General features: G+C 64.3%; 25 protein-coding genes. 9 read left to right on the forward strand and 16 right to left on the reverse strand.

All coding sequences use genetic code 11. The annotated features are described in order from the left end of the window. Positions 1 to 13: 13 nt before the first annotated feature. Positions 14 to 1,108 carry a DUF2332 domain-containing protein gene (locus ACWPM1_RS04740; RefSeq protein WP_455693687.1) on the forward strand — a complete coding sequence of 365 codons (1,095 nt, stop codon included), beginning with the start codon at positions 14 to 16 and terminating at the stop codon, positions 1,106 to 1,108. A 206-nt stretch (positions 1,109 to 1,314) separates the two neighbouring features. Here ACWPM1_RS04740 and ACWPM1_RS04745 read toward each other — a convergent pair whose 3' ends face one another. From ACWPM1_RS04745 to ACWPM1_RS04760, 4 genes are read right to left on the reverse strand one after another with little or no spacing between them, the layout of a single operon-like run. Beyond that, positions 1,315 to 2,205 carry an alpha/beta fold hydrolase gene (locus ACWPM1_RS04745; protein ID WP_455693688.1) on the reverse strand — a complete coding sequence of 297 codons (891 nt, stop codon included), beginning with the start codon at positions 2,203 to 2,205 and terminating at the stop codon, positions 1,315 to 1,317. A 3-nt stretch (positions 2,206 to 2,208) separates the two neighbouring features. Beyond that, positions 2,209 to 3,021 carry an SDR family NAD(P)-dependent oxidoreductase gene (locus ACWPM1_RS04750; RefSeq protein ID WP_455693689.1) on the reverse strand — a complete coding sequence of 271 codons (813 nt, stop codon included), beginning with the start codon at positions 3,019 to 3,021 and terminating at the stop codon, positions 2,209 to 2,211. Then, positions 3,018 to 3,899, reverse strand: a complete 882-nt coding sequence (locus ACWPM1_RS04755; RefSeq protein ID WP_455693690.1) for a pirin family protein — start codon at positions 3,897 to 3,899, stop codon at positions 3,018 to 3,020. Before ACWPM1_RS04755 ends, ACWPM1_RS04750 begins: the two co-directional genes overlap by 4 nt. After that, positions 3,896 to 4,174 (reverse strand): BolA family protein, encoded by a 279-nt coding sequence (locus ACWPM1_RS04760; RefSeq protein WP_455695124.1) that lies wholly within the window; start codon positions 4,172 to 4,174, stop codon positions 3,896 to 3,898. The genes ACWPM1_RS04755 and ACWPM1_RS04760 overlap by 4 nt, the downstream gene beginning before the upstream one ends. Positions 4,175 to 4,226: 52 nt before the next feature. Between ACWPM1_RS04760 and ACWPM1_RS04765 the strand changes: the two genes are divergently transcribed. Beyond that, positions 4,227 to 4,817 (forward strand): J domain-containing protein, encoded by a 591-nt coding sequence (locus ACWPM1_RS04765; protein WP_455693691.1) that lies wholly within the window; start codon positions 4,227 to 4,229, stop codon positions 4,815 to 4,817. Here the strand turns inward: ACWPM1_RS04765 and ACWPM1_RS04770 are convergent. From ACWPM1_RS04770 to ACWPM1_RS04800, 7 genes are read right to left on the reverse strand one after another with little or no spacing between them, the layout of a single operon-like run. Next, positions 4,814 to 5,443: a glutathione S-transferase family protein gene (locus ACWPM1_RS04770; protein WP_455693692.1), complete on the reverse strand. Its 630-nt coding sequence runs from the start codon at positions 5,441 to 5,443 to the stop codon at positions 4,814 to 4,816. The genes ACWPM1_RS04765 and ACWPM1_RS04770 overlap by 4 nt on opposite strands. Positions 5,444 to 5,484: 41 nt before the next feature. Then, on the reverse strand, positions 5,485 to 6,138 hold the full coding sequence (locus ACWPM1_RS04775) for a glutathione S-transferase family protein (RefSeq protein WP_455693693.1): 654 nt from the start codon (positions 6,136 to 6,138) through the stop codon (positions 5,485 to 5,487). Continuing rightward, on the reverse strand, positions 6,135 to 6,812 hold the full coding sequence (locus tag ACWPM1_RS04780; protein ID WP_455693694.1) for a dihydrofolate reductase family protein: 678 nt from the start codon (positions 6,810 to 6,812) through the stop codon (positions 6,135 to 6,137). Before ACWPM1_RS04780 ends, ACWPM1_RS04775 begins: the two co-directional genes overlap by 4 nt. 4 nt (positions 6,813 to 6,816) lie before the next feature. Beyond that, positions 6,817 to 7,296: a VOC family protein gene (locus tag ACWPM1_RS04785; RefSeq protein WP_455693695.1), complete on the reverse strand. Its 480-nt coding sequence runs from the start codon at positions 7,294 to 7,296 to the stop codon at positions 6,817 to 6,819. Positions 7,297 to 7,305: 9 nt separating this feature from the next. Next, the gene (locus ACWPM1_RS04790) at positions 7,306 to 8,097 is read right to left on the reverse strand and encodes a VOC family protein (protein WP_455693696.1); all 792 of its coding nucleotides are present in this window, start codon (positions 8,095 to 8,097) and stop codon (positions 7,306 to 7,308) included. Beyond that, positions 8,097 to 8,840, reverse strand: a complete 744-nt coding sequence (locus ACWPM1_RS04795; RefSeq protein WP_455693697.1) for a DUF1428 domain-containing protein — start codon at positions 8,838 to 8,840, stop codon at positions 8,097 to 8,099. Before ACWPM1_RS04795 ends, ACWPM1_RS04790 begins: the two co-directional genes overlap by 1 nt. 30 nt (positions 8,841 to 8,870) lie before the next feature. Then, a complete protein-coding gene (locus ACWPM1_RS04800) occupies positions 8,871 to 9,308 on the reverse strand; it encodes a VOC family protein (RefSeq protein WP_455693698.1) in 438 nt (145 codons plus the stop codon). A gap of 160 nt (positions 9,309 to 9,468) precedes the next feature. Here ACWPM1_RS04800 and ACWPM1_RS04805 point away from each other — a divergent pair, with 160 nt between their 5' ends. After that, entirely contained in the window at positions 9,469 to 10,086 is a 618-nt protein-coding gene (locus ACWPM1_RS04805; protein WP_455693699.1) for a winged helix-turn-helix transcriptional regulator, read from the forward strand. Here the strand turns inward: ACWPM1_RS04805 and ACWPM1_RS04810 are convergent. Further along, positions 10,083 to 10,928: an oxygenase MpaB family protein gene (locus ACWPM1_RS04810; RefSeq protein ID WP_455693700.1), complete on the reverse strand. Its 846-nt coding sequence runs from the start codon at positions 10,926 to 10,928 to the stop codon at positions 10,083 to 10,085. The two genes, ACWPM1_RS04805 and ACWPM1_RS04810, sit on opposite strands and share 4 nt — an antisense overlap. An 82-nt stretch (positions 10,929 to 11,010) precedes the next feature. Between ACWPM1_RS04810 and cobS the strand changes: the two genes are divergently transcribed. Both cobS and ACWPM1_RS04820 read left to right on the forward strand, forming a co-directional pair. Then, positions 11,011 to 12,000 carry a cobaltochelatase subunit CobS gene (cobS, locus tag ACWPM1_RS04815; protein WP_455693701.1) on the forward strand — a complete coding sequence of 330 codons (990 nt, stop codon included), beginning with the start codon at positions 11,011 to 11,013 and terminating at the stop codon, positions 11,998 to 12,000. 68 nt (positions 12,001 to 12,068) lie between these two features. Continuing rightward, positions 12,069 to 14,207 (forward strand): transglycosylase domain-containing protein, encoded by a 2,139-nt coding sequence (locus ACWPM1_RS04820; RefSeq protein WP_455693702.1) that lies wholly within the window; start codon positions 12,069 to 12,071, stop codon positions 14,205 to 14,207. On the opposite strand, the gene ACWPM1_RS04825 is transcribed toward ACWPM1_RS04820, so the two are convergent. From ACWPM1_RS04825 to ACWPM1_RS04840, 4 genes are all read right to left on the reverse strand, one after another. Beyond that, positions 14,185 to 14,616: a PaaI family thioesterase gene (locus tag ACWPM1_RS04825; protein ID WP_455693703.1), complete on the reverse strand. Its 432-nt coding sequence runs from the start codon at positions 14,614 to 14,616 to the stop codon at positions 14,185 to 14,187. The genes ACWPM1_RS04820 and ACWPM1_RS04825 overlap by 23 nt on opposite strands. After that, positions 14,613 to 14,873, reverse strand: a complete 261-nt coding sequence (locus ACWPM1_RS04830) for a PaaI family thioesterase (RefSeq protein ID WP_455693704.1) — start codon at positions 14,871 to 14,873, stop codon at positions 14,613 to 14,615. The genes ACWPM1_RS04825 and ACWPM1_RS04830 overlap by 4 nt, the downstream gene beginning before the upstream one ends. Before the next feature lie 309 nt (positions 14,874 to 15,182). Continuing rightward, the gene (locus ACWPM1_RS04835; protein ID WP_455693705.1) at positions 15,183 to 15,398 is read right to left on the reverse strand and encodes a hypothetical protein; all 216 of its coding nucleotides are present in this window, start codon (positions 15,396 to 15,398) and stop codon (positions 15,183 to 15,185) included. Between the two features lie 278 nt (positions 15,399 to 15,676). Next, complete coding sequence (locus ACWPM1_RS04840; protein WP_455693706.1) at positions 15,677 to 17,353, reverse strand: amidohydrolase; 1,677 nt, start codon at positions 17,351 to 17,353, stop codon at positions 15,677 to 15,679. Positions 17,354 to 17,439: 86 nt separating this feature from the next. Between ACWPM1_RS04840 and ACWPM1_RS04845 the strand changes: the two genes are divergently transcribed. The 4 genes from ACWPM1_RS04845 (at position 17,440) to ACWPM1_RS04860 (ending at position 26,038) form a co-directional block, all read left to right on the forward strand. Beyond that, complete coding sequence (locus tag ACWPM1_RS04845) at positions 17,440 to 18,693, forward strand: threonine ammonia-lyase (protein WP_455693707.1); 1,254 nt, start codon at positions 17,440 to 17,442, stop codon at positions 18,691 to 18,693. 163 nt (positions 18,694 to 18,856) lie between these two features. Continuing rightward, entirely contained in the window at positions 18,857 to 19,699 is an 843-nt protein-coding gene (locus ACWPM1_RS04850; RefSeq protein ID WP_455693708.1) for an arginyltransferase, read from the forward strand. Next, positions 19,647 to 21,845, forward strand: coding sequence for an autotransporter assembly complex protein TamA (locus tag ACWPM1_RS04855; protein WP_455693709.1), 2,199 nt, complete (start codon positions 19,647 to 19,649; stop codon positions 21,843 to 21,845). Before ACWPM1_RS04850 ends, ACWPM1_RS04855 begins: the two co-directional genes overlap by 53 nt. After that, positions 21,845 to 26,038, forward strand: a complete 4,194-nt coding sequence (locus ACWPM1_RS04860; RefSeq protein ID WP_455693710.1) for a translocation/assembly module TamB domain-containing protein — start codon at positions 21,845 to 21,847, stop codon at positions 26,036 to 26,038. The genes ACWPM1_RS04855 and ACWPM1_RS04860 overlap by 1 nt, the downstream gene beginning before the upstream one ends. The last annotated feature ends 19 nt before the right edge of the window (positions 26,039 to 26,057 follow it).

Below are 26,057 nucleotides of genomic sequence, written 5' to 3' on the forward strand. Positions count from 1 at the left end.
AGGGCAACGCAAGATGGCCGAAGGCGCCGACAAGCCGAAGTACCAACCGATCGACATGCATGCACAGGGCGGCGGGGCGGTCGCGACCGCGTTCGCCAACCAGGTCGCCTACTGCTCCCACGCCGACGCCCCGATCACCGCGCGAGTGGTGTCAGCGGTCGGCACATTGCTCGCGAGCGACACTCAGGGCGAATTTCTCGGTCGCATCCGTGATTGGCAGGGCGCTCCGCTCGCCGATGCCCTACCACTGCGGGTCGCGGGCGGCATCCACTCGCTCCACCTTTCGGATGCGGAACCGTCGCTCGGGGCGATCTATCGAGGCGAGGAAGCGGATGACCTTGCGCTGATCGCCGCAGCGATCGAGCGCCACGAGGCGGCGCTGCTGCCGTGGCTCGATGGCCCACCCCAGACCAACGAGGCGGGGCGTTCGAGCAATTTCGCTGCGGCCATGCTGTGGCTGGCGGGCCGGGGGTTGCCCCCGTGCTTCGAGTGCCTTGAAATCGGCTCGTCGGCGGGGATCAACCTGATGATGGACCGCTATGCTTACGATCTTTGCGGGGTGCTGGTCGGTCCGGAGCGGCCGGTGATGGCGTTCAAGCCCCATTGGAAGGGCAATCCGCCGCCCGCGGCCGATGTCGAGATTGTCAGCCTCAAGGGCTGCGACGTCGCCCCGGTCGACCTTACCGACCCTGCGCAGGCGTTGCGGTTGACGGCCTACGTCTGGCCCGAGCACACGGTCCGCTTCGGGCGGATCGAGGCGGCCGTCGCGGCTGCCCGCGCGCAAGCGCCCGGCTTGGTGCAAATGAACGCGGCCGATTTCGTCGAGGCAGCGCTGGCCAGGCCGCAGGCGGAGGGGATCACCCGCGTGCTAATGCATTCGATCGTGTGGCAGTACGTGCCCCACGACCAGCAGGCGCGGGTGACGGCTGCGATGGAAGCGGCCGGCGCCCGGGCAACCAGTGAACGGCCGCTCGCATGGATCGCGCTCGAAGCGAACCGAGACACCCATCGCCACGAAATGGTCGTGCGCTATTGGCCCAGCGGGGGTGAGGGATTGCCGCTATCCGAAGCCCATCCACACGGCGCGTGGATCAAGTGGCTGGGCTAGACCGTTTTCCTACACGGCTTGAGTGCGCTATCGCTACGCCCTGCTCTTTGACATCGGCGGTTGAACCCAGCCTAGCTCGGTTGAGGCTGTTGGAGATCCAAAGGTCACAAATGCGACGATACCACTGGGGAATAATTATCTGATTGGAAAGATAATTTAACGCAGCGCGGTATTTTGAAATCACCCCGCTTCAGTGTCCCACCTATTCAGCTCGTGCGATCCAGGAACTCACCGATTGCCTTATTGACCGCATCGGGCGCCTCCCACGGCACGAAATGTCCGCTTCCGGGCACTTCGACCACGTCAAGGTCGTCGATGATCGCGTCGAGCCCCTCGAGGTTCTCGGGCGGTAGCGCGAGGTCGTCCATGCCCCAGATCACGAGCGTCGGGATGGTCAGGTTCGGGAGCGGCGGCGGAGCCCAGCCGTCGGGCACCTCGTAAGGCGCATCGAGCGGCGGGATATCGATCGGGCTGGCGCGGTACCAGTTGAGCATCGCGAACGCTGCGTCGCGGTCCTGCCAGTCGGCGAAGAGCTGCGCGCGCTCTTCCGGCTCCATGGCGTCGGCCCGGTCCCACTTGATCTCCTGCAGCAGGATGCCGGCTAGGCCGTGCTCGCGCACCAGCGCATCGTTCTTCGGGTCGCGGAAGCCGCGCATGTACTGGCTGGACTCGCGTTGATGCGGGTTGGTGTAGAGCAGCTTCTGGAAGATCGCCGGGTGCGGCGCGTTGGCGACCACCGCGCGGGTGACGCGGCCGTTCATTTGCCCGGCGATGGCGGTTCCCCACGCGATGGCGCCGCCCCAGTCGTGGCCGAGGATGGTGAACCGCTCGATCCCCAGCGCGTCGGCGAGCTGGAAGATGTCGCCGATCAGCTTGTCGGGCGTGTAGTCGGACACCTCGGGCGGCTTGGACGACCCGCGATAGCCGCGCTGGTCGGGCGCGATGCAGCGGTAGCGGTCGGAAAAATGCGCAATCTGGTGCCGCCACGTGCGGTGGCTTTCCGGAAAGCCATGCAGGAAGATTAGCGCGGGTGCGTCGGTGGGACCCTCATCGATGGTGTCGAGCTCGATCCCGCTCGCGAGTTTGACGCGCTTCATCGCTTATCCTTCCCTGAGCCGTTCCATGTAACCTGCGGCGACCATCGCCGCGACCTGATCGAACAGCGCATCCGGCGTGCGCCGAGCCTCGCCCATCGCGAGTTCGGGCCCGCGGGCGACGATGATCTCGCGCTGACCCGCTGCGATCGCATCGAGCATCGTATTCGCCGCCTCGTCCGGGTCGATCCCTTCGTCGATCGCCTTGTCGCTCTTGCCGCGCACCGATCCATCGGCGGTCAGCGCATTGCGGCTCACGTCGGTGCGGATCGAACCCGGATAGATCGCGTGGACGCTGACCCCGCTTTGGGACAACTCACCGCGCAAGGCATCGGCGTAGCCGGCAAGCCCGAACTTGGCGGCGCTGTAGGCGGTGCGCATGGGCACCCCGACCTTGCCCGCGATCGACGATATGAAAGCAAGCGCCCCGCTGCCTCGAGCGGTCATCGGCCGGACCAGGCTTTGCGAGAAGGCGATCTGCGCGACGAGGTCGACCTCGATGATCTCGCGGTAAACGCGCATGTCGGTATCGACCGCTGCCGAGCGCTGCGAGATGCCCGCGTTGGCCACCGCGAGATCGACCCCGCCCTTCCATTGAAGCGCCTTGGCGGCCGCAGTAGCGAGACCTGGTTCATCGCGAACGTCGAAAGGCAGCACCAGCGCCTCGGTTGGCAATCCCTCGGCCACGGCCTGCAGTCGCTCGACATCGCGGCTCGACAGCACCGCATGACCGCCGCGCCCCGCCCATTGTCGCGCCAGCGCCGCCCCGATGCCGCTCGAGGCGCCGGTGATCCAGGCGACTTTGCCGCCGAAGTTCATGGGTAGCTTACCGTGTTAGGCTGGTCGGGAATGGGAATGAATTCCTCGCTGTCGCCGGGGACCAGTGGGAAACGGCCCGCGCGCCAGTCGTCCTTAGCCTGGTTGATGCGGTCGCGGCTCGAGCTGACGAAGTTCCACCAAACATGCCGCTTGGTCCCGAACGCCTCGCCGCCCAGCAACATCACCCGGCCGCCGCGATCCGAGCGCAGCGCCATGCTTGCGCCGGGCGACAGCACTGTCAGCACGTAGGTATCGAGCGGATGGCCATCAAGCGAGGCCTCGCCGCCGACCAGCATAACCGCGCGCTCGTCGGCGTCGGGATCGACAGGGACAAGGCCGCCGGGGCCAAGGTTGATCTCGGCGTAGATGGTCTGCGAATGGCAAGTAGTGGGCGCGGTCTTGCCCCATAGCGTGCCCATGATGATCTGCGCGCTGCTGCACTCGTCGTCGAGAAAGGGCAGATCGGTCCGTGCTTCGAAGGCCGGGTCGATCTCTTCCGCGCCATCGGGCAGCGCGAGCCAGGTCTGCATGCCGTAGAGCTTGCCGCCATTTCGCTCTTCTTGCGGACTGCGCTCCGAATGGACGATCCCGCGCCCCGCGGTCATCAAGTTCACTTGCCCCGGACGAATCGTCGCCAATGTGCCCAGGCTGTCCCGGTGATCGATCGCCCCTTCGAACAGCCAGGTGACGGTGGCGAGGTTGATGTGCGGGTGCGGGCGCACGTCCATTCCCGTTCCGATTTCGAGCTGTGCGGGCCCGAACTCGTCGACGAAGATGAACGGGCCGACCATCGTCCGCCCGCGAGAAGGCAGTACTCGGCGCACCTGGAACTGGCCGAGGTCGTGGGTTACCGGCTGGATCGTGTCGGTTACACTCAAGGCGCATCTCCCGGAGCAAATGCCCGAATGGCCAGAGCGTGGACGCGGTTGCCCGGAATGTCGCCCAGCGCGGCATTGATCATGCGTTGGCGTTCGAGCCGCGACTTGTCCTTGAAGGCAGCGCTCTCGACGACGACCGTGAAATGGGATTCGCCGCTACCGTCGTCGCCCGAATGACCGCGGTGCTGGGCGCTGTCGTTGATCACTTGAAGGCGGCTCGGCGCAAACGCGGCGGTGAGCAGCGATTCGATTTCGCTCTGCAACTGGCCTGGCATGGGCGTTTTCTGGGGGTTGCGAGGCTGCTTGTCCATGCCCACTTCGCCTCCGATGCGGTCGATGCGATTTCACGGGCGGCACGAGGACCGCGTTCAGGAATGCCAGGCACCCGGGTGCGACGAAGCGGGCCAGTTCCGTGCTCCCGGATTGCGCACTGCGGGGTTCGACGGGCCGGGCGAGAGCCTGTGGTTCTGTCTCGATCACGTGCGCGAGTTCAACGCCGCGTACAACTGGTTCGACGGAATGAGCGCGGACGAAATCGTCGCCGCGCAACACCCGGCGGCCGGCTGGGCCAACTCGAGTACTACGCGGGCCTTTCGCGCAGATGCCGGAGTGGGCGGGGCGCCGCGCTGGGCCGACTTCGACGATCCGCTCGAAGCCATCGGCGCCCGGGCGAGCGATATCCGCAAGCGAGCCCAAGGCAGGGCGCAGGCGAGCCGGTTCACACGCGACGAGCAGGACGCGCTGACCACATTGGACCTGACCGCCGAGGTCGACCGCCATTCACTGCGGCGACGATACTATGAACTCGTTCGCCGTTATCACCCCGATCGCAATGGCGGCGACCGGAGGCATGAGGATCGGTTGACGAAGGTCGTCGAAGCCTACCAACTGCTACGGAAGAGCACCGCGCTGGCCTAGTTCTTGGCCTGCGCTTCGGCGATCAGGTTGCCGTCGATTGCCTTGGCCGCTTTATAGGCTTCGCGTTGGCGCAAGCGAGCGGCATACGCTTCGAACGAAGGTCGGGTAGGGATAGAGCCGAATTGAAGGCCCCAGTCGATCTGGCTGCCGACGTAAACGTCGGCCATCGTGAACCGTTCACCGCACACGTAGTCGTTGCTTGCCAGCCACCCTTCGATTGCGTCGATCGTCCGGTCGAAGTTGCCGAAGCCGGCCATTACTTCGCGATCCTTGGCGACCTCCCATCCCATCGACTTTGCCACCACGGCCTGTTCGAACGGCCCCGCCGCGAAGAAAAGCCAGCGGAAGTAGCTCGCCCTCTCGTGGTCATCGGGAAGAAGGGCGGGCGCGGTCGCCTCGGCAAGGTAATGGCAAATGGCCGCCGCCTCGCTCACCACGTGATCGTGCCCTCCGTGATGGTGGACGATCGTCGGTACCTTGCCCATCGGGTTGGCGTTCAGAAAGGCAGCGGGCTTGGCCTGCCAGTCGACCAGCACGGTTTCGTAGTCGGCAGCCGCCTCGTGGAGCGCCCACCGGGCAATCTGCCCCCGGCTCATGGGGTTATGATAGAAGGTGTAGTCTGGCATCTCGAGTCTTCCCTCTGCAGAACGGCAAGTAACTTGCACCATCAATCGCGGTCGGGCGCCCCCGGCGGGAAGTAGGAGCGGTACGGACGCGCATCGTCGACGCAGCGAACGACCGCCGGCAGCGCGAGCAGCTCTGCCCGCAATCCCGCCAGGCGCCGATGATCGACTGGGATCGGCTCAACCCAATCGGCATAAAACAACGACGGCGCCGCGGCGCAGGTAACCAGGCTGACTTGCGCGGGCAGGGCGTTTCGCTCCAGCCAATCTTCCAGCCACCGGTAGACGCGGCGCAGACCTTCCTTGCCGCTCGCGATCTCGGACCGATCGGGGTTCTGCCCGCCCGCGATGTGCGCGAAGACGACTCGGTTCATATTGTGCATCACGTAATTGTCGAACACCCGGTCGAGCATTCGCGCCGTCGCTGCTTCGGCGGGATCGCTTGGAATAAGCGGAGCGGCGCCGGCATGATGAAGCGCCAGATACTCGACGATCGAGGTGGCCTCGACGATGGTTTCATCGCCATCCACCAGCACCGGAAACTTGCCCGCCGGGTGGGCCGCGGCGACGAAAGCGCTGTTGTCGGGCCGATCTGGGCCCACCATGCGAAATTCGAATGGGGTGCCGTTGGCGTAAAGCGGGATCAGGCCCTTCCAAGTGTAGCTGGAGAAAGGGTGCCCATAGAGAGCGAGGCTCACCAGGTACCGTCCTTCATTCTTTGCTGGCGGACCTTCTCGCGCTCGCTATTCGCTCCGATCGGGCCCTCGGGCGGGTAGGGCGGCAGCTCACCACCGGGGCGATACTTGGTGATCACGGTGCCTTTTTCCGTGACTCTGTGATCGGTCATTTCGAGCTTTTCGACCGGCGCTTCATCGCCGAACAGCCGCTTGCCGGCGCCCAGGATGACCGGGAACGTCATCAAGATAAGCTCATCGATCAAACCTGCTTTCAGCAGCGCAGGATAGATCGTGCTCGAGCCTTGGATGATGATGTCCGATCCCATCTGAGCCTTGATCGTCGCTACGTCTTCAACGGATGAAAGCCGATGGCTGTTCTGCCATTCGAGAGGCTGGTCGCCTCGGGTGAGCACATACTTGTTCGCTCGGTCGAAGGCCTCGCTCATCGGCCTATTTTCGGGTTCCTCGGCATAAGGCCAGAAGGCGGCGAAAATGTCGTAGGTACGGCGGCCGAGCAGAAGGTCGTAATCGCCGGAGAAAAGCGAGCCCAGCGTCTCCTCGATGCCCGGGTCCCAAATCTTGAACATCCAGCCGCCTTCTTCGAAGCCTCCTTGGGTGTCCTCGGTCGGCCCGCCGGGCGCCTGCATCACGCCGTCGAGCGAGAGAAATGCGGCTCCAGTGATCTTACGTGCCATTGTCTCAGGCCCCCCGCCGGGCGGCGTCGATCGCCGCGACGTCGATCTTCTTCATGTCCATCATGGCGGCAAACGCGCGCTTGGCCTCCTCGCCGCCGGCTTCCATCGCTTCGGTAAGCGTGCGCGGAGTGATCTGCCAGTTGACGCCCCATCGGTCCTTGCACCAGCCGCACATGCTTTCCACCCCGCCGTTGCCGACGATGGCGTGCCAATAGCGGTCAGTCTCTTCCTGATCCTCGGTCATGATCTGGAAACTGAAGGCTTCAGTCTGGGGGAACTGGGGTCCCCCATTGAGGCCCAGACAGGGGATGCCGCAGACCGTAAACTCGACGGTGAGTTCGTCGCCCTGCTTGCCGTCTGGGAAGTCGCCGGGTGCGATGTGGACCGCGGTCACTTCGCTGTCAGGAAAGACCGAGGAGTAGAACTCGGCCGCCTCGCGAGCGCCTTTGTCGTACCATACGCAAATCGTGTTCTTGTGCGCCATCGCGTCCTCCTATTGCCCGCCGACGAGCGAGAACATCGCGCCTTGCGGGTCGATGCCCTGGACGATCCAGCCGCCGCCCGGGACCTCCATCGGGCCGTTGACTACCTGGCCGCCACTCGCCTCGATCCGGTCTTTTGCTGCAGCGATGCTCGGCACCCAAAAGTAGTGGTTCCACATCGGCTGAGGCGCACCTGGCATGGTTCCCATGATCGCGCCAACGGTCACGTCATCGTGGGCAATGAACTGGTATTTGCCCATCTCGCCCATATCCATCGGCTCAGGCAGCGACCATCCGAACAGGCCGGTGTAAAATTCGGTTTCGCGCGCCGCGTCGGCTGCCATCAGTTCGTTCCAACCGCAGTGGCCGCAATTGATGTCCGCCTGAAAGGCGGTACTCTCGCCGCCTTCCGAGCCCTCCGGAGGGCGAGCGGTCATGATGTAGAAGGGCGCGCCGCCCGGGTCGGCGACGATTGCGATGCGTCCGGCCATTTCGACATCGCGCGCAGGCATCAACGCCTTCCCGTCTTTGGCCTCGATATCGGCCAGCGCGGTGTCGACATGTTCGACTCCGATGTAACCGAGCCATCCCGACTTTGCGCCGTGCGCCGTCATCTCGCTCGTAAGCCGCAACAGCCCGCCGACCATGTTGCCGTCCGGCGCCGTCAGGAATCCGTAATCATCGGTATCACCGTGGCCGGTGGTCATCTGCCAGCCGACGACAGGCTCGTAGAAGGCTTTCGCGCCCTCTGGGTCGGTCGTCATCAGTTCGTACCAGACCCAACTACCTTGCAACGAGGCCATCACTTGCCTCCCAGCTCGACGACCGGCTCGAACCCGCCCCAGACCATGCGCTTGCCGTCGAAAGGCATCTCGAACCCTTCGGGCATCTGCATGGCGGGGTCGTTTTGCATCTTCTCGGCTGCCGCATCGCACACCGCGCGGTTGGGCCAGGTCATGTAGCTGAAGACGACCTTTTCGCCCGGCTCTGCCTTCACCCCGCGGTAGAAGTCTGTCTGCTTGCCTTCCGGCACGTCGTCACCCCATGCCTCGACCACGCTGGTTGCTCCATAGCCCTTGAACATGTCCCAGGCCTCGTCGGCCATCTTGCGATAGGCCTCTTTCTTTTCTTCAGGGACGGGGATCATGAAGCCCTGGACGTACTCGCCGGTCGAGGCCTGGCCATGGCTCACTATCGGCTGGAAACCGCCGAAGATCATGCGCTTGCCGTCGAACGGCATCGGGTTCCTTTCGGGATCCATCCGCTCGTCCTTGAAGTCCGGCGCCATGATCTTGCTCATGCAGGCGTCTCGCGTGGCCTTGTCCGGCCACTCGATCCAGCTGAAGACGATCGTTTCATCCTCCTTCGCTTCGACTGCTCCCTGGAAGTCCGTGGTGTGGCCCTTCTTCACATCGGCGCCCCAGGCTTCCAGGATGCGCGTCGCGCCGTGGTCGAGGAACACGCTGTCGCCCTTGTTGGCGTGGGCGATGAATTCGACCTTCCTCGCGGTGGGTACCGCGATGACGAAGCCGTCGAGGTAAGTCATGACATCTCTCCTTAGTGTGTTTGTTCGAGCTCAGGACGCTCGCTCGTGAACGGTGCTTTCATCACCCACCGGCACCTGCGACATGTCCATCCAGAACGCTTCCCAGACGTGCCCATCGGGATCGAGGAAGTCCCGGCCGTACATGAACCCATGGTCCTGCTTTGGATTGACGTCCGGAGTGCCGCCGGCGGGCCCCGAGGCGTCGGTAATCCGGTCGACCTCCTTCCGGCTGTCGAACGAGATCGCCAGCATCACTTCGCTCGAGCCTGGATCGGGGATTGGCCGAGACGTGAACTCAGCCCACTTGGGATGGGTCAACAGCATCACATAGATCGTTTCGGACCAGACCATGCATGCCGCCGTGGCGTCAGTGAAATTGGGCTCGTTAACGAACCCGAGGGCCGCATAAAACGCCTTCGCGCGGTCAAGATTGGCGACCGGAAGGTTCACGAAAATCTGCTTGGCCATCGGGACTTCCTCTCATCTTTTCGGCGGCTTGCGAATCAGCTCTTGCCCTTGGTTACCGCATAAGTTACAAAACACAACTGTGAAGTTACAAAAAGAAACTAAACCGGATAGGCAGAGTCACGGTCGTTGGTATGCGGACGCTTGCGGAACTGCGTTCGCGATGGAAATGATCGGCGAGCGGTGGACGTTGCTCATCGTAAGAGAACTTATGTTAGGAGCGCGGCGGTTTTCAGACCTTCGCGTCAGCCTGCCCGGAATCAGCGCCAAAACGCTGACCGAGCGCCTGCTCGCGCTTGAGGAGAGCAGGATCGTCAAGCGTCGCGAGCTGCCGCCTCCGGGCAAGGCGCAAGTCTACGAATTGACCGAATGGGGCTACGCCGCGGAACCGCTCATCCAGGAGGCAGGTCGCTGGGCAGCCCAATCGAGTGCACACGATCCGACCTTGCCACTGTCGCCTGTCTCTTTGATGATGTCGCTGCGGACGATGGTCCCGCACCAGCGTCTGCCCCAGTTCGCCAGGCGCACCTTTGGGTTCGCCATCGGCGAGGATGAGTTCGTGGCCGAACCGACAGCGCGAGAATTGCCGATCCGCCGTGGGTCGGTGCGCCTCGCCGAAGCAGTGATGCGCGCGCCGGATGCGTCCGTCATTGCCGGTGGTATCTATGCGGGCGTGCCGTGGACAGATCTCGAACGCGACGCTGGGTTGACGATCGAAGGTAACCGCGAGCTCGCCCTTCGCTTTGCTTCAATATTCAAACTTCCGGCAAAGCTAACCTAGCGCTGCCGAAAGGCCCATCGCAACGCCTCGGACATTGTCCGCGTGGCTAGTCGCGCGGGCATCGCGGTGGCTGTCGGCCGTGACAGGCCCAGCATCATCCTCGCGTAAGGAGGCAGCAGGTCGACCGCCGCCGTGCCGAGCGTGCGCTGGATGGCGACGGGCGCACCCTCTGGCCGTTGGGTGAGAACGAGGTCCGCAACCTCCCGCGCGGCTTCGCTGGCAGAGAGATCGTCCCGAAGTTCTGCCGAGATCGCATCGGCCTCGACGCGCGTCAGGGGGACCGGATCCGCCCCCAGCGCGCGGGCGATCACTGCAAACTGGCGGAAGTACTCATCCTGCTCCTTAAGAGGCATGTCCGGCCGCACATAGGCGAGATACGCTTCGAGGAAGCTTGTCGCCTCGGCTACGTGTACCCAGGCCAGCGTACGCGGATCGGTTGCCGCGTAAGGAGTCCCGTCGGGTAGGGTGCCGGTGACCTTGGTATGGATGCGATTGACCCGCTCGATGGCGGTCATTGCCTCGTCGCGATGGGCGAACGTCGTCAATGCAATGAACCGGGCGGTTCGTCGCAGTCGGCCATGCATGTCGGCCCGGAAATCCGAGTGATCGAGCACTCCCTGCAACGCGTGCGGGTGAAGCATCTGCAGCAGCAGCGAGCGAATCCCGCCGACCATCATCGAGACGACGCCAGAATGGACCATGCGGATCGGCGAGTCGCGCTCGAACAACGCGTTGTCGCTTATTGCAACGGGTCGTTCTCCCGAAGCGACATCGTTGAACACGCCGCGCACCTTGCCGACCAGGCGTCGGCGGAAAAATTCGGCTGGTGAAGGCGGTAGCATCGTGAGCTGATATCGGAGCAAGATAAGTTGCTAGCAAGGACGCTTGCGGGGTCCGGTCCCCGCGTATAGGCGTTCCGCCGAAATGAACGACATGACCGACCATCTCGACACTGCGCAGCGCACCCTGCTCGCCGCGCCGGACACCACTGTCAGCGCCCGCGAAACGTTCGGCGTAGATGTCGACTGGCAGGTACCGGCCTTCAGCAAGGCCGATGCGCGCGTTCCCGACATAGACGAAAGCTACGTGTTCGATCCGGACACCACGCTGGCGATCCTTTCGGGCTTCGCATTCAACCGCCGGGTGATGGTGCAGGGATATCACGGCACCGGCAAATCGACTCACATCGAACAGGTCGCGGCGCGGCTCAATTGGCCGTGCATCCGCATCAATCTCGACGCACACATCAGCCGCATCGACCTTGTCGGGCGCGATGCCATCGTGCTTCGCGATGGCCTGCAGGTGACCGAGTTCCGCGAAGGACTGTTGCCATGGGCTCTGCAGCATCCGGTTGCGCTTGTATTCGACGAGTACGACGCCGGGCGCCCGGATGTTATGTTCGTCATCCAGCGCGTCCTAGAGCAGCAGGGTAAGCTGACCCTGCTCGACCAGAACCGCGTTATCCGGCCCGATCCGCATTTCCGCCTCTTCGCCACTGCAAACACCGTGGGCCTCGGTGACACCAGCGGGCTCTATCACGGCACACAGGCGATCAATCAGGGCCAGATGGACCGGTGGAACATGGTCGTGGCGCTGAACTACCTGCCGGCAAAAACCGAGCAGGAGATCGTCGCGGCCAAGAGCCCGGGCACGGACCGAAAGGTCATCGCCGACATGGTCAAGGTGGCCGACATGACTCGGCAGGGCTTCATGGGTGGTGACATTTCCACCGTGATGAGCCCGCGCACCGTGATCACTTGGGCGCAAAATGCATCGATCTTTGGCGATGTCGGATTCGCTTTCCGCCTGACCTTTCTCAACAAGTGCGACGAGGCGGAGCGGGTGCTGGTGGCTGAGTACTATCAGCGCGTGTTCGGTGTCGATCTGCCCGAGAGCGTCGTCGGCAAGAACTGAGATTTGTTGCTGAATGTTCAGCAGAGCGCAGCTAGTCATTGCTGTATTGAGCTGATAACACACCGCTAATGTCGTCGCCCTGGTTTCGCCGAAAACCGGCATCCGGATCCGCCCCCCATGGCGGCTATTTCGCGTTGCACGATCGAGCTGCCGAATGGCCGGAAAAATCGCACGACATTGACGGCCGGTTTGACGAATGGGATCGCCAGCTCGACAGCATTGAGCCGGCCCGGAAGCGGACCTGGTTCGGCCGGCGTAAGCGCTGGTGGATTGTACGGGGCGCGGCGGTCCTCATTGGCTTGTTCATTCTGATCGTGGTCTGGCTCGCGGTTACGGCACCTCTATCGAAATCGCTGGCCCCGATCGCTCCTCCCCAACTGACGTTGCTGGCCGCCGACGGCACCCCGATCGCGCGCAACGGGGCGGTGATCGACAAGCCGGTCGAGGTGGAAAAGCTCCCGGATCATGTGGTCGAGGCCTTCCTGGCGATCGAGGATCGCCGCTTCTATTCCCACTGGGGCATCGATCCCCGCGGCCTCGCCCGCGCCGCCTGGACCGGGTACGGCGGAGGTTCAACGATCACCCAGCAGCTTGCCAAGTTCACCTTCCTCACCCCCGAGCAGACCCTCACGCGCAAAGCCCGGGAGATGCTCATCGCCTTCTGGCTGGAAGCGTGGCTGACGAAGGACGAGATCCTCGAGCGATACCTGTCGAACGCGTACTTCGGCGATAACGTATACGGCTTGAGGGCGGCGAGCCTGCACTATTTCTATCGCCAGCCCGAGCGGTTGAAGCCGGAGCAGGCGGCGATGCTGGCGGGTTTGGTCCAGGCACCTTCGCGTTTGGCACCGACCAAGCATTACGACCGCGCGCTCAAGCGCATGGCATTGGTCAAGGGCTCCATGGTCGACGCAGGTTACCTCACCAAGGCTGAGGCCGCCGCCATGCGCGCGCCGAAGCTCGACGTGCGACCGGCACCGAGCCTGCCCACCGGCACGTACTTCGCCGACTGGGCCCTTCCGCAGGGACGCCGGCTGGCGGAAGCGGGTTACGGAGGGCAAACGCTGACGACCACGCTCGACTCTCGGCTTCAGGCGATCGCCCGCCAGGTCACCGCACGCGCCCCGGGCAAGGCCCAGGTCGCGCTGGTGGCGATGCGGCCCAACGGAGAAGTGGTGGCGATGATCGGGGGCACCGACTACGCCAAATCGCCCTTTAATCGCGCAACTCAGGCGCGCCGCCAACCGGGCTCGACGTTCAAGCTGTTCGTCTATCTCGCCGCTCTAAAGGCAGGCATGAGTCCGGCCGACCGAATAGACAACCGGCCGATTGTGGCAGGTGGCTACCGTCCCAAGAACGCGGGCGGCAGTTACTCCGAAAGCATTACGCTTGAGGAGGCCTTCGCACGATCGAGTAATGTCGCTGCGGTACGTCTCTTGCAGACGGTCGGCAGCGACAAGGTAATCGCCACCGCTCGCGGTCTCGGGGTCCAGTCTCCGCTTGAGGAAGGCGATCCGAGCTTGGCGCTCGGCACTTCGACGATGACGCTGCTCGAACTCACGGCTGCATATGCCGGGATCGCGGCGAACGATTTTCCGGTCATGCCAAGAGCATTCGCCCAAGCGGACCAGGGCTGGCTCGCCCAGGCTTGGGATTGGAGCAAGCGCGAGCGGCTTTCCGGACGTACGCAGGCCAACATGGAGCGCATGCTCCGCGCGGCGATAAATCGGGGCACTGGGCGTGCCGCCGCGCTGCCCGTCGCGAACTACGGTAAAACGGGCACCAGCCAGGATTATCGCGATGCCTTGTTCGTGGGCTATGCGGGGGACCTCGTGGTCGGCGTATGGGTCGGCAACGACGACAATACGCCTTTGAACGGTATCACCGGTGGCAGTGTGCCGGCGCGAATCTGGCGCGACTTCATGATCCAGGCACTCGGTCGAGGTGCCAGCCAGCCGGCACCGGCGCCTGATGTGCAAGAGGATCCCGGCACGCCGATAGAACCCATGGACATGCCAAATCCTGATGCCATCCCGACCGCCGAGTTTCCGCTCGACGAGCGTTCACGAGTACGCATCGGAGGAGAGGGGGTGACCGTCACAACTGATGTCGGAGGGGTCCCGTTCGATATGCAGGTTGGCCGTAACGGGCTGCGGGTAGAGCCCGCGCAGCCCCCGCCGCGCCCTACTCCGTCACCTTCGCAGTAGGTTCTGCAGAGCCTTCCTCTTCGACCATCAGCACATTCATGACGGCGGTGGCGATCGGCCGACCGGGGTCGTCCTGCCATGCTTCGACCGCGAGATTCGCGTTGCGCCGGCCGAGGCGGATGATCCGCGCCCTTGCGTGGGTCGTGCGGGTCTTCCCGGTCGAAAGATACTGCACGGTGACGTTGATCGGCTTGAGAAAGGGCCTGCGCCCTCTGCTCGACAGCTCGGTCCGCAAGGCAGCGTAGGCAGCCGTCTCCAGCAGTCCCGCGATCGCACCACCGTGCCAGGCGCCGGGTCTTCCTTCGAGGTGGTGTTCGAACGCCAAGGACAAAACGGGCGCACTGTCCGTCGCGTCTTCCTGCGCGAAGATGCCCAACGACCGGGCGTATGCGGTCAGGTGCTCGTTCACGACGCGACCATTCGCGAAGGATCGAGAACCATGAATACGCCCGTCGTTTCAGCCACCGGATTGCCGGGATCGCCATCATGCGCGCTTCCGCGCACGAAAGCCGCGGATCGGGTCTGGCGATAGCACGTCACGCGGCCGATTACCGACGACCGTTCTCTTGCTGGGCGCAGGTAATCGACTCGCAGGTCGAGCGTCGCCACCGGGCGAAAGTTGCCATTAGAGACCCAGATCGCCATTCCGGCGGCCATGTCCAGCATGCTGACGATTGGGCCGGAGGCAAGGGCAGGAAGCCCAGCTTCGCCGACGAGGTCAGACCGCCACGATAGCTCGAGTTCGCACCAGTTCGTCCCGTGATCCCGATACCGCAGCCCGAGCCATCCGGGATGAGCGCGAGTCAGAACGTAGCGCGACAGAACCTCGGGATCGAACTTGCCTTGGAAGATTTCCGCCTCGGATTGCTTGCGAGATTGGGGATTTGGACGTCATGCAACTTCGCCGAACGCTTGCGAAGGGCAAAAAAAACGGGGCCGAAGCCCCGTTTTCAATTCAAGAAGACGACATCGGCCTTACGGGCTGACGGCATCGTCCTCGTTACCGGTGGCGACGATGATCGCAGCGATGAAAGCGGCAAGAGCGAGCACGCCGAGAATCCATCCCGAACCGCCCATCTCGCTACCTTCTTCGGTCGGAGCAGCGGCGCGCTGCGGAGCGGCCTGAGCGGCGACCGGGGCTGCCGTGAACGACAGAGCTGCGGCGGCAGCGGCAAGAGTGCGGAACTTCATACGATATCTCCTCGAAACCTTAGTCTTTAATTCATTCCGTCCCGGTCGCCCTAAGCGAAGCCGATAACGGATTCAACCCAGATTTTGGCCGGATTGTGCGAAAATTACAGGCGTTTGCCCACAAGGATTGAATGTGCTGCCTTTCGGCAACGGTCACCATTTTTGTCGCTAACCCGAACGCAGCCAACGGTTTTCAACCTCAGTGGTTCCCCGCGTCGGGAAGTCCCTCAGAGATTGGAAACTTTCGACGCTCTCGCATGACAAAGGTTGAGAACGGATTAACGACCGACGGCGGAAAGACCTTCGTCAGCCAAGAACACCCGCTCGCCGCCTATCCAGGTCTGCAGAACTTGCGCGCCACGCAGGCTCTCCGGAGAGGCCATCAGCGGGTCCCGATCGATGACGACGAAATCCGCGCGCAGGCCCGGCTTGAGTTCGCCGAAGCGCGATTCTCCGAAGCCCGCATAGGCACCTGCGACCGTGTAAGCGGCGAGCGCACCTTCGCGGGATACTGTTTCTCCAGGAAACCAGCCGCCGAAGGGTTGGCCGCTGGGGTCGGTGCGGCTGATTGCGGTGGCAAGGCCGGCAAACGGATCGGGCGATTCGACGGGAGCGTCGGTGCCAAAGGCGAGAGTTGCACCGGCGTTGGCGACAGTCCGCCACGCGTAGGCTCCTGATAACCGTGACGGGCCAAGCCGGGCTTCGGCCATATTCCGATCTGAGGTTTGATGGACCGGCTGGAACGAGGCAATGATGCCGTGACTGCCGAAAGCGGAGATGTCCGCGGGATCGATGATCTGGGCATGTTCGATGCGCCAGCGTCTATCGCCCTGGTATGTTTGGGCGAGTTCTTCGATGGCGCCGAGTGCTTCGGCGTTAGCGGCATCGCCGATGGCGTGAACGGCGACTTGAAACTTGTCGAGAGCCGCCCTGCTCATCACGTTGCGAAGCTGGGTAGCGCTCATCAGCGGAAGGCCCGTGTTGCGTGGATCATCGGCGTATGGGGCCTTGAGCCACGCACCCCGCGATCCCAGTGCGCCATCCAGATAGAGCTTCAAGCCGCCCATCCGCAGCCTGTCGTCGTACAACCAGGGGGTCGGTCCCGGGCCGCCGATCACTTCCATTGCTTCGGGGCCGGCCGCATAAGACATGATCCGCAGCCGAAGCCAGCCGGCATCCCCCGCACGGCGATAGGCTTGCCAGGCCTCGATCGTGGTGCCCATGTCGGCGACGGCGGTGACACCCTGTTTGAGCAGTATTTCCTGCGCTTTGCCCAGCGCCAAGTCCCAGTCATCCGGCCGGGGTGCCGGCACGACCCGCTGAACGAGGTCGGTCGCTTTGTCGACGAAGACGCCCGAGGGCGTCCGCGACCCGGAAAGCCGCTCGATCCGGCCCCCCGCCGGATCAGCGGTGGAAGCAGTTATCCCTGCAGCCCGAATGGCAACCGTGTTGGCCCACGATGCGTGGCCGTCGACCCGTTCGAGCAGCACCGGTCGATCGGCCACGGCCGCGTCCAGTTCTGCTGCAGTCGGAAAGCGTCCGAGGCCCCATGTTTCCTGGTTCCAGCCGCGCCCGATGATCCATTTGCGGTCGGGAAATTGTGCGGCGTAAGCGCGGATCGCCGCTTGGGCTTCGGCAAGCGAGCGAGTGGCAGACAAGTCGAGCGTCAGCGCCCCGAAACCGAGAGGCATGACGTGGAGGTGTGAATCGATGAGCCCGGGAATGACAAATGCCCCTTTGCCATCGACGGCGAAGTCGGTCCGCTGCGGCCGCCTGTCTTTGCGCTCGAGAAGCTGCTTCACCCGCCCTTCGTCATCGATCCACAGCCCGGTGAAGCGCGTGACTTTGCCTTGGCGGTCGACAGAGACGCCCTGGACATTGTCCACCAAAGTGTCGGCGAACGCGGGAGATGCGAGGCACAAGGCCAGTGTAGCGACGATGATGTTTGTCTTCATGCGCTATCGCCTAAGCAAGATTCGCTGTGATGCAAATGAACAAGCTGCAGTTTCCCCGCGTCTTCAATTGGCCTAGGGCCCCTCGAATGAGCCAGACCAAGACCATGCCCGGCGAACAGGTCGCTGCGCTACCGCTGACCATTGACGACATTCACGCCGCGGCGAAGCGAATCGAAGGGGCGGTGGTGCGCACGCCCACGCTGCATTCGCAGACTCTTTCGGCTATCGCGGGCACCCAAATTTGGCTCAAGTTCGAGAACCTGCAGTTCACCGCCGCATACAAAGAGCGCGGGGCGCTCAACGCTTTGATCCAGCTCTCTGATGAACAGCGCGCGCGCGGCGTGATCGCGGCCTCGGCGGGCAACCATTCGCAAGGATTGAGCTATCACGGGACCCGGCTCAACGTGCCGGTCACGATCGTGATGCCGCGCACGACCCCTAGTGTAAAAATCATGCAGACTGAAAGCGTCGGCGGGAAGGTTGTTCTCGAAGGCGAAACTTTCGACGATGCCTACGCGCATGCCCGCAAGCTTGAGGGCGAGCTTGGGCTGACTTTCGTCCACCCTTTCGACGATCCACACGTCGCAGCCGGAGCGGGGACCGTAGCCCTCGAAATGTTGGCCGACGCGCCGCAGATCGACTGTCTCGTGGTGCCGATCGGCGGCGGGGGACTCATCTCCGGCATGTCGACGGTGGCCAAGTCTCGCGATCCGGCCATCGAGGTCGTCGGGGTCGAAGCTGCCCTGTTCCCATCGATGTACGCACGAATCAATGGCCGTTCGATGACCTGCGGTGGAGACACCCTGGCCGAGGGCATCGCGGTCAAGGAGCCTGGTGAATTCACCTCCCGCGTGATCGCCGAGCGCGTCGACGACATATTGCTGGTCGAGGAAGACGCGCTCGAGCGGGCCGTCAGCTTGCTGCTGCAGATCGAAAAGACGGTCGTCGAAGGCGCCGGCGCCGCCGGGTTGGCTGCAGTGCTTGCACACCCGGGACGTTTTGCCGGCCGGACGCTAGGTCTCGTTCTTTGCGGGGGCAACATCGACACGCGACTGCTGGCCAACGTACTGCTGCGCGACCTGGCCCGGTCCGGTCGCCTCGCTCGCTTGCGAGTCACTCTGCAGGACAGGCCGGGTGCCCTCTACAAGGTGATGCGTGAATTCGACGAGCACTCGGTCAACATCATCGAGATTTACCACCAGCGCATCTTCACGACCTTGCCGGCCAAGGGGCTGATCACCGACATCGAGTGCGAAGCGCGCGACAAGGAGCAGATCGACGCCCTGGTTACGGCGCTGCGAGCAAATGGGTATTCTGTGAGTTTGGTGGACGTGAACTGACCGGCCGTCGCCGCTGGAAACTACTTCGCAACTGTGCAAACTAAGTTTCCGTTAACCGAGATAGATGGTTAAAGGTATTTTACCGACGGCCTGCTGCGGGCATACGTCGGTAGAAATCGCGACCCGACTCAACCCGCGCGAAGAAGAGGAACCTGGCAAAGCCGTGACGGCACCCGTTCGCTTCCCCCGCTTTTTTGTTACGAGCCCCGCGCCGTGCCCTTATCTGCCGGGCCGAAGCGAGCGGAAGGTCTTCACGGAACTCAAGGGTCCGCATGCCGACCAGTTGAACGAAGCGCTCGGCCGGATCGGTTTCCGCCGCAGCCAGACGGTTGCCTACCGGCCAAGCTGCTTAGAGTGTCAGGCATGCGTTTCGGTTCGTGTCCCGGTCGGCGAGTTCTCGCCGTCGACGACGCAGAAGCGCAACCTGCGCCGCAATTCGGACCTCGTGGCGAGCGAATGCCGCCCGTGGGCCACCGGCGAGCAATTCGATCTCCTTCGCAAGTATCTCGGCACTCGCCATCCGGGCGGCGGAATGGCCGCGATGGACGAGATTGACTACGCCGACATGGTGGAACACACCCCGGTAACAAGCTATGTTATTGAATATCGGGAGCCCTCCGAGGGATTAACACCGGGCCGCCTGGTTGGCGCATGTCTGACAGACCGGCAGGGTGACGGGTTGTCGATGATCTATTCTTTCTACGACCCAGAACATGAGGCGCGGACGGGTCTTGGCAACTACATCATCCTCGATCACATCCGGCGGGCTGCTGCCGACGGACTCGGGTACGTCTATCTCGGCTATTGGGTCGAGGGGTCTGACCGCATGCAGTACAAGATCCGCTATCGGCCAATCGAGCTTCTCGGGCGGGACGGATGGCGCCGGGTTTCGCCCGAGCGGCATGAGGCTCTCATCGCCTCCGCAGCCAACGCCAGAACGGGTCCACGCCCCAGTGCCAGTCCTGCCAAGGACGCCGCGCTGCCTCAATTCGGTCTCGCCGAGTAGCCGGGCTCTTCTGGCGCTTGCCTGTGCGGCTTTCGCGCTCGCGCCCGCATCAGCTTACGCGCAAGATCGGTCGGCGCCGCTATCGCTTGAAGATCTGATACCGGATGCAGCGGTAGAGAACCCGGAGCAATGGGCGCAGCAGGGGGCCCCCGCGGCACCCGAGGAAGACGCTGCAGCCGAGGCGGCGCTGGCCGAGGAAGTCGATCCCAATTCACCGCTGGCCGATCTGCCGCCGATCGACGTCCCTTGGCCCGACCCGCTCGAACTGCCGCTGCTCGCTCCGCTCGAACCGGATGACAGCATCCAGTTCGCCGACGCCGAAGATGATGGCGGGACCCAGCCCGGCCTCGCCGATGCGGACGTCGTACAGATAACCCCGGAACTTGCGCTCGCCTTCCCCCCCGAAGAGGAAGCGTTCCCGCAGCGTGAGGAATTCGCAGAGCGCTTCGAGCAGCTCTCGACCATCGCCGAGCTCGACAGCGACGAAGACAACATCGCCCAGATCGCCGCGCGTGCGAAATCGGACCAGGATCTGCTGGGGACGATGCTTCGGGTCTACGGCTATTACGACGGCCAGGTCATCCGTACGGTAGGAGGAGGCATCCCCGGCGAGGAGCCGGGCGCCGAGCAACCGGTGGTGCGCTTCGACCTGATCCCTGGAACGCGCTACCGCTTCGGCGCAATCGACCTCGGCGAACTGTTGAGTGCCGTCGACGGGTCGGTGTTGCGCTCGGTGTTCGAAATCGAGAGCGGCGATCCGATCTCAAGCGACACCATCGTTACCGAGCAGTTCGATCTCGATCGTGCGCTCGGCGAGACGGGCTATGCCTTCGCCGAGATCGACGAGCCGGAGCTCCTGATCGACCATGCGCGAAGCGAAGGCGATCTGACGCTCAAGGTGAGGCCGAATGGCAAGTTCGCCTTCGGCGAAGTCGTCTCGAACCTGCCTGATTTCATGTCGGGGAAGCATCTGGCGACGATTGCCCGATTCGAGCCCGGCGACGTTTACCAGCGCAGTCTGGAATACGACCTGAGGCGAGCGATCATCTCGACAGGGCTCGTTTCCTCGGTGACGGTCACTCCCCGGAAGGTAACCGAACCTTCCGCCGACCGGCCGGGTGAAGTGGCGCTGGACGTCGAGATGACAAAGGCCAAGCTACGCACGATTGCCGGCGCCATCGGTTACGGAACGGGCGAAGGATTCCGCGCTGAAGCAAGCTGGGAGCACCGTAACCTGTTCCCGCCAGAAGGCATGCTGCGCGTGCGGGGAATTGCCGGCACGCAACAACAACTTGCCGGGGTGACGTTCCGCAAGAACAACTTCCGCGGACGCGATAAGGTCCTGACAGTGGACGCTTTCGCCTCCACCATCTCGAGCGACGCGTACGACGCACGCACGCTGTCGATGATCGGCACGTACGAACGACTGTCCACTTTGCTGTTCCAGAAGCCGTTCGGCTGGTCCGTCGGTCTGGAAGCGGTCGCCACGTCGGAGCGACCCCAGCCAGTGAATGGCCTCGAGCAGCCGCGCGAGACCTTCTTCGTGGGAGCGATCCCGCTCTACGCGCTCGTCGATACCACCGACAGCCTGCTCGATCCGACCAAGGGCTTTCGCGCCGGCACCCGGCTATCCCCCGAAGTCTCACGCAATGAAGGCATGGAGAGCTTCTATCTGCGCGGCCAGTTTGATGCCTCGTACTATCAGCAGGTCACCGACCGTGTGGTTGTGGCGGGCAGGGTACGATTGGGCGCCATTCCCGGGACCGAGCTAAACAACATCGCGCCGTCGCGGCGCCTCTATTCGGGCGGCGGCGGGTCCGTGCGTGGATATGGCTATCAGGCGATCGGCCCGCGTGACGCGGGTGGCAACCCCACGGGTGGCCGCTCGCTGGTCGAAGGTGCCATCGAAGCGCGGATCGGAACGAAGTTCTTCGATGGCGCGCTGTCGGTCGTACCGTTCCTGGATGCCGGGACCGTGAGCCAGTCGGTTACTCCCGACTTCGACGTCGTTCGCTTCGGCGCCGGCGTGGGCGTGCGATACAACACCGGGTTCGGCCCCTTGCGGTTCGACGTCGCGACACCGATCAACCCGGGCCCGCAGGATAGCCGCATCGCGGTGTACGTCTCGCTCGGACAGGCATTCTGATGGCCGACGACGCGGCAACCACGGCAAGTCCCGAAGGGACGGCACCAGTGCGCCGCAGGTTTCACCGCGCTCGAAAAGCGAGCAAGTGGCTCGTCGGCATCGTCGGCGGTCTGTTGCTTTTGGCAGTCGCTGCACTGGCCCTTTTGAACAGCCCCATCGGGCAGCGCTGGGTGGTCGATCAGATTGCCCAGGTGTCGCCTGCCTCGGGGCTCGAGGTCTCGATCGGCCGCATCGACGGCAATCTTTATGGCAAGGCGCGTCTGCACGACGTGACGCTGTCGGATCCCAAGGGGCGTTTTCTCACCATCCCGCTTGTCGAGCTGGACTGGCGCCCGATGAGTTGGTTCGCTCGCGGTCTCGATGTGCGCGAACTCACCACGCACCGCGGCACACTCAATCGCCTACCGCAGCTTAACCCGGGAGACCCGGACGCCCCGATCCTGCCTAATTTCGACATCAGGATCGATAAACTGCAGATCCGCGACCTCACGATAGCCAAGGGCGTTGCCGGTCCCACCGCGCAGAAGGCGAACCTGCTTGCCAACGCCGATATCCGGGACGGTAAAGTGCTTGTCCGGGCCGACGCACGCCTGGGCCGCTTCGATCGGTTGCGCGCGCTGGTGGATGCCGAGCCCGATGGAGACAAGTTCGATCTCGAACTCGACTATCTCGCGCCGAAGGGCGGCGTGATCGCAGGACTGGTCGGGACCAAGGCCGGATTCCGCGCACGTTTGTTCGGCGATGGCAGGTGGAGCCGTTGGAACGGGGGCGGGTATGTCACGCGCGACGGCGCGAATTTCGCTGCGTTCCGGGTGACCAATGCCGCAGGTCGCTACACCATCCTCGGCCAGGCACGTCCGCAGCCGGCACTCGAAGCGGGCCTGCTGCGCGACGCGCTGGGAACGCTGGTGTCCTACAAGGCGACTGGCACTTTGGAGGACAGCGTGATGGAGGGCTCCGTCCGGCTTGTGGGACGCGGCGTAGCGGGATCGGCACGCGGGTCGCTCGACCTCGGCGAGAATGTCGCGGGGCTCCAAGTCACCGGGCGGATCAAGAACCCCGAGCTGTTCGGTCCCGGAACCCGCGTGGAAGGTGCGCGGGTCTCGGCAACCATCGACGGGGCGTTTCGCGACCTCACGATCGATCATCGTCTGCAGCTCGCCCGGTTCGTCACCGGGACTACGCAGGTCGTCGGACTGACCCAGCAGGGGGTCGCCAACTATGACGGAACTCGCTGGACGCTCCCGATCGCCGCGAAAGTGGCGCGTGTGGTGACAGGCATTGCTCAGGTCGACCCCCGACTGTTGAACGGTACCGCAACCGGCACCTTGATCTATCAGGGGACCCGGCTGGCTTCCGACGGAATATCCATCGCATTTCCCAATGCCACCGCGCGGCTCGCAGTGGCCGGCGATACGGCGGCCGGTGACTACCGCGTTTCCGGACCCGTCACGGCCAATGGCCTCACCCTTGCCAATATCGGCACCGTCAACGGCGGGGCGACAATCGCCGCAACATTCGGCAGGAACCCGTGGACGCTGACCGCGGACTTCCGAGGACGCATCCCGCGCGTGACGAATGCCACTCTCGCCAACCTCGCGGGGCCCGCCATCGCCTTCAGCGGCGGCATCACCACTGGGGGCGCGCGGCCGCTCGACTTCCGCGGCGTGCGGATCGATGCGGCGAAGCTCGATCTGGTACTCGACGGCATGATCAGGCCCGGGCGCACGAGCGTTGCCGGCCGGGGGCGACACATCGATTACGGGCCGTTCACGGTCGAGGGGGCGTACACTGCGCGGGGTCCGGAGGCGGTCCTTGTTTTCGCTGATCCGCTTCCATCAGCGGGCCTCAAGAATGTCCGCGTCGCGATTGCCCCGATCGACGATGGCTTCGCGATAGAGACCCGGGGCCAGTCGCTACTCGGGCCGTTCAACGGCAATATCGACCTGTTCGCCCCGGCGCGCGGGGCGACCCGGCTGGTGATCCGCAAGCTCGACGTTTGGAAGACCTCGGTCGCGGGCGAGTTGACGCTCGGAACAGGCGCGGTCGCCGGCACGCTGGCGCTCAATGGCGGCGGGCTCGATGGAACCATCGCACTGGCACCGCGCGCCGGCGGGCAGGCGTTCGACGTCAACCTCACCGCGCGCGAGGCGACCTTCGGCGGCGAAACGCCGATCTCGATCGGCCGCGCCGACATCGAGGCCAGCGGCTTGCTGGTCGACGGGCGCAGCACGATCGGTGGCAATGTCTTCGCGCAAGGCATTTCCTACGGCAGGCTGTTCATTGGACGGCTCGCCGCGCGCGCCGACCTCGAGAACGGCAGCGGTATCGTCACCGCCTCGATCGCCGGGCGGCGCGGCGGGCGGTTTGCGCTTCAACTGAATGCTAACGTCGCACCCAACCGTGTGGCAGTGGCGGCTCGCGGTGAGTTCGCCGGGCGCGCGATCTCGATGCCCCGCCGTGCCGTGCTGGTGAAGCAGCGCGACGGCGGCTGGCAGCTCGAACCGACGCAAGTCAACTTCGCAGGCGGCTCGCTCATCGGCTCCGGCGAGTTCGGCGGGGGACGCACGGTCGCGCGGGTGCAGATGGCCGACATGCCGCTGTCGGTCGTCGATATCTTCACCGATCTCGGCCTCGGCGGCAAGATTTCCGGGGTCGTTGACTATGCGAGCGTCGCCGGCCGCGTGCCAACCGGCGAAGCCCGTGTAAAGGTCGCCGGCCTATCCCGCTCCGGCTTGGTGCTTACGTCGCGGCCGATGGACTTGGCGCTGGTGCTCCGGCTGACTCCCGACCGGCTGGAAACCCGCGCGGTGATCGACGAAGGGGGGCAGCGCCGGGGCCGCCTTCAAGGGCGTATCGCCGGCCTGCCCGCCTCGGGCGCGCTGATGGACAGGCTCCGCGCGGGCGACCTGTTCGCGCAGCTGCGCTACAACGGCCCGGCCGATGCTCTTTGGCGCCTGGCGGCGATCGACACCTTCGACCTTACGGGGCCGCTCTCAGTGGCTGCCGACGTCACCGGGACGCTGGCCAACCCGCGGGTTCGCGGCTCGCTCGCGAGCAACGATCTCCGCCTGCGCTCGAGCCTGTCGGGCACGGACCTGCGCAATGTGCAAGCCCGCGGAACCTTCTCGGGTTCGCGCCTGCGCATCACGAGCTTCCGCGGAATGACCCCCAACGATGGGGCGGTAAGCGGCAGCGGCACCGTCGTGCTGGAGAATCTCGGCCAGCGGGGGGCCCAACTCGACATCCGCATTGCCGCCCGCAATGCGCGCCTGCTTGACGCCAACGGGTTGAGCGCGACGGTCACGGGCCCCATGAGGATCGTGTCCGACGGGATCGGCGGAACCATCGCCGGGCGCCTGCTCGTCGACCGGGCGAGTTGGCGCCTGGGCACGGCGGCGGCCGACCAGCGGCTGCCGCAGATCAAGACGCGCGAGATCAACCTGCCTTATGATGTCGCGCCGCGCGCCGTTGCCAGCCAGCCCTGGCGTTACCTGATCGACGCGCGGGCGCCGGCCCGGGTCGACGTCGACGGCATGGGCCTGGAGAGCGAATGGGCCGCCGACGTGCTCATTCGCGGCACCACCGAGAACCCCCGCATCGGCGGCGAGGCGCGCGTTGTTCGCGGCGACTATTCGTTTGCCGGGACCCGCTTCGAACTGACACGCGGCGTCATTCGCTTCGACGAGAACACGCCGATCGATCCCCGCCTCGACATCGTCGCCGAGACCGAGGAGGACGGCCTCGACGTGACGGTCAAGGTGCAGGGCAGCGCGCTGCAGCCAGAGATCACCTTCGCCTCGAACCCCGGTTTGCCCGAAGAGGAAATCCTCGCCCGCCTGCTGTTCGGGGGCTCGATCACCGAACTTTCGGCGACCGACGTCCTCCAGCTCGGCTCGGCCGCCGCGTCGCTGCGCGGGGGCGGGGGAATGGACCCCATCAACCGCCTGCGCACGGCCATCGGGCTGGACCGGCTACGGATCGTCAGCGCGGACCCAGCGCTCGGCCGAGGCACCTCGATCGCGCTGGGCAAAAACATCGGCCGCCGCTTCTATGTCGAAATCATCACCGATGGGCGAGGCTACAGCGCGACCGAGGCGGAATTCCGCATCACCTCGTGGCTGTCGATCCTCGGCAGCATCTCGACGATCGGCCGCGAGTCGATCGAGGTCGAGGCCAGCCGCGACTACTAGCACCGCGCAAAACGCCCGG

It is taken from the genome of Tsuneonella sp. HG249 (assembly GCF_053819205.1).